This is a genomic window from Mesorhizobium sp. M4A.F.Ca.ET.090.04.2.1, from assembly GCF_003999085.1.
In the GTDB taxonomy this organism is placed as follows: domain Bacteria; phylum Pseudomonadota; class Alphaproteobacteria; order Rhizobiales; family Rhizobiaceae; genus Mesorhizobium.
This window is the reverse complement of sequence record NZ_RZOT01000560.1, coordinates 1-3,896: the sequence shown is the minus strand read 5'-3', so window position 1 is coordinate 3,896 and position 3,896 is coordinate 1. Positions and strand designations below refer to the sequence as shown.

Here is a 3,896-nt window from a genome sequence, read left to right as displayed (position 1 = left end):
CCCTGCAACCGCTCCTGGAAGAAGGCGGTCGCCATCTCCATGACATCCGTCAGGCTGGCGCGTTCCTTCTCGCGCCGTTCCTCCTGTTCGTCGCGAACCGGCATCGGCACGCCGGCCATGTCGGCGATCTTCTCGACCGCCTCGGGAAAGCTCATGCCGTCGAGCTCGGTCAGGAACTTGAAGTGGTCCCCCGACACCGAGCAGCCGAAGCAATGGTAGCGGCCCTTCTTGTCCTCGCAATGGAAGGACGGGCTCTTCTCGCCATGGAACGGGCAGCAGGCCCAATAGTCGCCGCGCGACGCATTGGTCTTCTTCCTGTCCCACGCGACGCGCTGGCCGATGACCGAGGAAATCGGCACACGGTCGCGGATCTCGTCGAGGAAGGCGGGCGGAAAGCGCATCGGAAACTCTTTTCCCGTCCATATAAGCACGCGTGCCGGTCCGCACGACCCCAAATACGGACGATGCCCGGTTTCCACAGGGCGAAGGAAGGCGGCCGTCGCCGGCCGCCTTCCTTCAAGTCCAGTGCTGGCCGGCTTATTGCACGGCGAAGGCGCCAAAGATGATGCCGAAAGAATGCTGACCAGCACATAGTCGTTGCCGACGCGGATCCACTCCTGCCCGGGGCCTGGACGGCGCAGGCCATAAACGGCCGTAATCGCGGACCGGCTGGTGCCGCTTCCAGCTGGAATACTTCTGGCCGTTGCGCCAATGGCTGCGCTTCACCACGACCTTCTTCTAGACGACGCGCTTCCTCACGTCGATGTGCTTGCCGGGCTGTTGCCAGTCGACCTGGTTGTAGTTCGACTGCGGCGCGATCGGCGCATTGAGCGGCGCGGCCTGGCCCGAGACGGACGTAGCGGCCAGAATCGAGGCGGCGACCGCGGAAAGAACGAGACGATTCATGGCGGTACTCCTTGGTTGTCGATGCGCAAGCGATAGGGTGCCGGCGATGAACCGAAACTGAACAGTAGAATTACAATTATATAATGATTTCCTATATTTATGATATCTAATTCAATAGCATCGTCAGATAGGCGTCTGATGCGCGCGCAAGCGCCGGACGGCATGACGCCATCGGCGCCGGTGGGCGATGCAACCAAATCGCCGTCCATCCATTTCCGACACGCCCCGTCGTGCGCCAGCCGTCGCCAGAGAGCCAAAATCTATTATCCGGCTAAAGTAAATCGGCGTATCCTCGGTTTCTGAAATGTCCATGATTCGCACCCTCTTTTGCCTCGTCGACGGTTCGGCTCGCGCGCCGCGCGCGCCCGTCGGATCGCGAGATCGCGTATGAGCGGTTCCGTCGTCCTTCTGCATCTTGCCGGCGCCGTGGCGCTGATGCTGTTTGCCACCCGCATGGTCAAGACGGGCGTCGAGCGTGCCTATGGCGATGCGCTGCGCCATCGGCTGCGCGCCACCATGCGCAATCCGCTGATGGCGGTTCTCGCCGGTTGCGGCCTGTCGGTCGCACTGCAGAGCTCCACGGCCGTGACCTTGCTGGTCGGCTCCTTCGCCGGCGCCGGCATCGTCTCCGGCATGTCCGGCCAATTGGCGGTGCGCGGCGCCGAGATCGGCTCGGCGCTGGTGGTCAAGCTCCTCACCTTCGACCTCTCCCTGCTGGTGCCGGTGTGCCTGGTCGCCGGCACCGTCATGTTCATGGCCACCGAGCGGCGCGACTGGCGCCAGTTCGGCCGCATCCTGGTCGGTATCGGTCTCTTGCTTCTGTCGCTGGAGATGATCGGCCAGGCGTCGGAGCCGTTGCGCCAGAGCACGCTGATGCCGATGATCGTCAACTATTTCTCCGGCGATTTCGTCACCGCCTACCTGCTCGCCGCGCTGGTCACCTGGCTGTTCCATTCCTCGATCGCGGCGGTGCTGCTGCTGGTGACGCTGGCTGGCCGTGGCTTCATCCCTCCCGAGCTCGGCATCGTGCTGGTGCTCGGCGTCAATCTCGGCTCCTCGATCATCGCGCCACTGCTCACTCGCAACGCCGAGCCCGGCGTGCGCGTCGTGCCGATCGGCAATCTGCTGATGCGCGGCATGGGCTCGCTGCTCATGCTGATCCTGTTCATGACGCTGAAGCCGCCTGTCGGCTTCCTTGGCGCCAGCGTGCCTGACCAGATCGTCAACGCCCACATCCTGTTCAATGTGATCGTCCTGCTCGCCGGCCTGCCGCTCGCCAGCCTCGTCTACCGCGCCTCGGAGAAGATCGTGGCGCTCGGCGCCAAGCCGGAGCAGGCTTCGGCGCTCGACATCGTCGAACTGTCGGCGCTCAACGAAAGCGCGCTTGATACGCCGAGCCAGGCGCTGGCCAACGCCACCCGCGAGGTGGTGCGGGTCTGCGAGACCGTCGAGATCATGCTGAAGCGCATCATCGAGCTCTATGAGAGCGCCGACGGCGACAAGATCAAGGCGCTGGCCGCGCTCGACGATCGCGTCGACAAGAAGCACGCGGCGATAAAGCTCTATCTGGCCAAGGTTACCAAAAACCCGCTCAGCGAGGACGAAGCGCTGCGCTGCCAGGAATTGATCGGCGCCTGCGTCAAGCTGGAGCAGGTCGGCGACATCATCGTGCGCAACATGCTGGTGCATGTCAGGAAGAAGCTAGAACGCGGGCTGGAGTTCACGCCCGAAGGCTGGCGCGAGCTCAGCGCCTTCCATGCCTCGGTGCTCGCCAATGCGCGCCTTGCCTTCAACGTACTGGTCTCGCGCGACCCCGAGGCCGCCCGCCAGCTGGTGCTGGAAAAGGACCGGCTGCGCGACCGCGAGAAGGAAACCAGCGCCAGCCATTTCGTGCGGCTGCGCGACGGCACCGCCAAGAGCGTCGAGACCAGCTCCATCCATCTCGACACCATCCGCGACCTGAAGCAGATCAACTCGCTGCTCGCCTCCATGGCCTATCCGGTGCTGGAGGAGCGCGGTCTGCTCGGCGGTTCGAGGTTGAAGGCCAGCTAGGGGCTGTGCCATACCGGGTGCGGCGACATCACCTCGGTCCCACGAGAATTTGCCTTTGCTCATCCTCTCGTCGTTCGGCTAAGGATCGTGTGAGGTCTACTGGGAGGATGATCGGCGATGGACACCCATTCACGCAGCTTCGCCAAGGCGCTTTCCTGGCGCGCCACCGGCACCATCGACACGATGATCATTTCACTGGTGGTAACGGGCAGCGTCAAGCTGGCCGCCGCCATCGGCGCCACCGAGGTCGTCACCAAGTCATTGCTCTACTATCTCCATGAACGGGCATGGCTGAAAATCCCTTACGGCAGGAAGACGGCCTTCCTGGCCCCATCGGCAGCTGACCGACTGGATTGGCCCACTCAAGAAAAGCTAAAGCGGCATCGACATTTTCTGCATTGCCGGCGGCGCTTATCCGTGGTTTGAGGCCTGCTCATCCGGGATCGCTTGCCGCGCTATGCTGCCTCTCATTGCCCTGTTCATCGCCGCCTTTGCCTTCGGCACCACGGAGTTCGTCATTGCCGGCGTGCTGCCGCAGGTCGCCGATGGCCTTGGTGTCTCCATTCCCAGCGCCGGCTACCTCGTCTCCGGCTATGCCTGCGGCATCGCCATAGGCGGTCCGCTGCTGGCGCTCGCCACCAAAGGGATCTCGCGCAAGGCTCTGCTCATTGGCCTGGCAGTAGCTTTCACCATCGGCCAGGCGGCTTGCGCGCTGGCGCCAGATTTCACCTCGATGCTGCTTTTGCGCATTGCGGTGGCTGTGGCGCACGGCGCCTATTTCGGCGTCGCCATGGTGGTTGCCGTCGGCCTCGTGCCGGAAGACAAGCGCGGCATGGCGGTGGCGGTCATCCTGTCCGGCCTCACCGTTTCCAACGTCATCGGCGTGCCGGCCGGAACCGCGATCGGCAATCTCTGGGGCTGGCGCGCCACCTTCTGGG

At 63.7% G+C, this 3,896-nt stretch carries 4 protein-coding genes and 1 pseudogene; 3 read left to right on the top strand and 2 right to left on the bottom strand.

The window, feature by feature from the left end; all coding sequences use genetic code 11:
* Window positions 1–401: CHC2 zinc finger domain-containing protein (locus EN781_RS28045; RefSeq protein WP_245492669.1), on the bottom strand; the 401-nt coding region annotated here is incomplete at its 3' end.
* Window positions 402–537: 136 nt separating this feature from the next.
* Window positions 538–906 (bottom strand): annotated as a pseudogene (locus EN781_RS36035) (RcnB family protein).
* A 387-nt stretch (window positions 907–1,293) separates the two neighbouring features.
* Between EN781_RS36035 and EN781_RS28035 the strand changes: the two are divergent.
* From EN781_RS28035 to EN781_RS28025, 3 genes are all read left to right on the top strand, one after another.
* A complete protein-coding gene (locus EN781_RS28035) occupies window positions 1,294–2,958 on the top strand; it encodes a Na/Pi cotransporter family protein (RefSeq protein ID WP_126058787.1) in 1,665 nt (554 codons plus the stop codon).
* Window positions 2,959–3,075: 117 nt separating this feature from the next.
* Entirely contained in the window at window positions 3,076–3,384 is a 309-nt protein-coding gene (locus EN781_RS28030) for a DUF2061 domain-containing protein (protein WP_245455417.1), read from the top strand.
* A 31-nt stretch (window positions 3,385–3,415) separates the two neighbouring features.
* A partial coding sequence (locus EN781_RS28025) for an MFS transporter (protein WP_145965666.1) occupies window positions 3,416–3,896 on the top strand: 481 nt, incomplete at its 3' end.

Excerpts from the sequence above, each read along its gene's own strand:
- EN781_RS28035 (WP_126058787.1), top strand. The coding sequence starts at position 1,294 with ATGAGCGGTTCCGTCGTCCTTCTGCATCTTGCCGGCGCCGTGGCGCTG.
- EN781_RS28030 (WP_245455417.1), top strand. The coding sequence starts at position 3,076 with ATGGACACCCATTCACGCAGCTTCGCCAAGGCGCTTTCCTGGCGCGCC.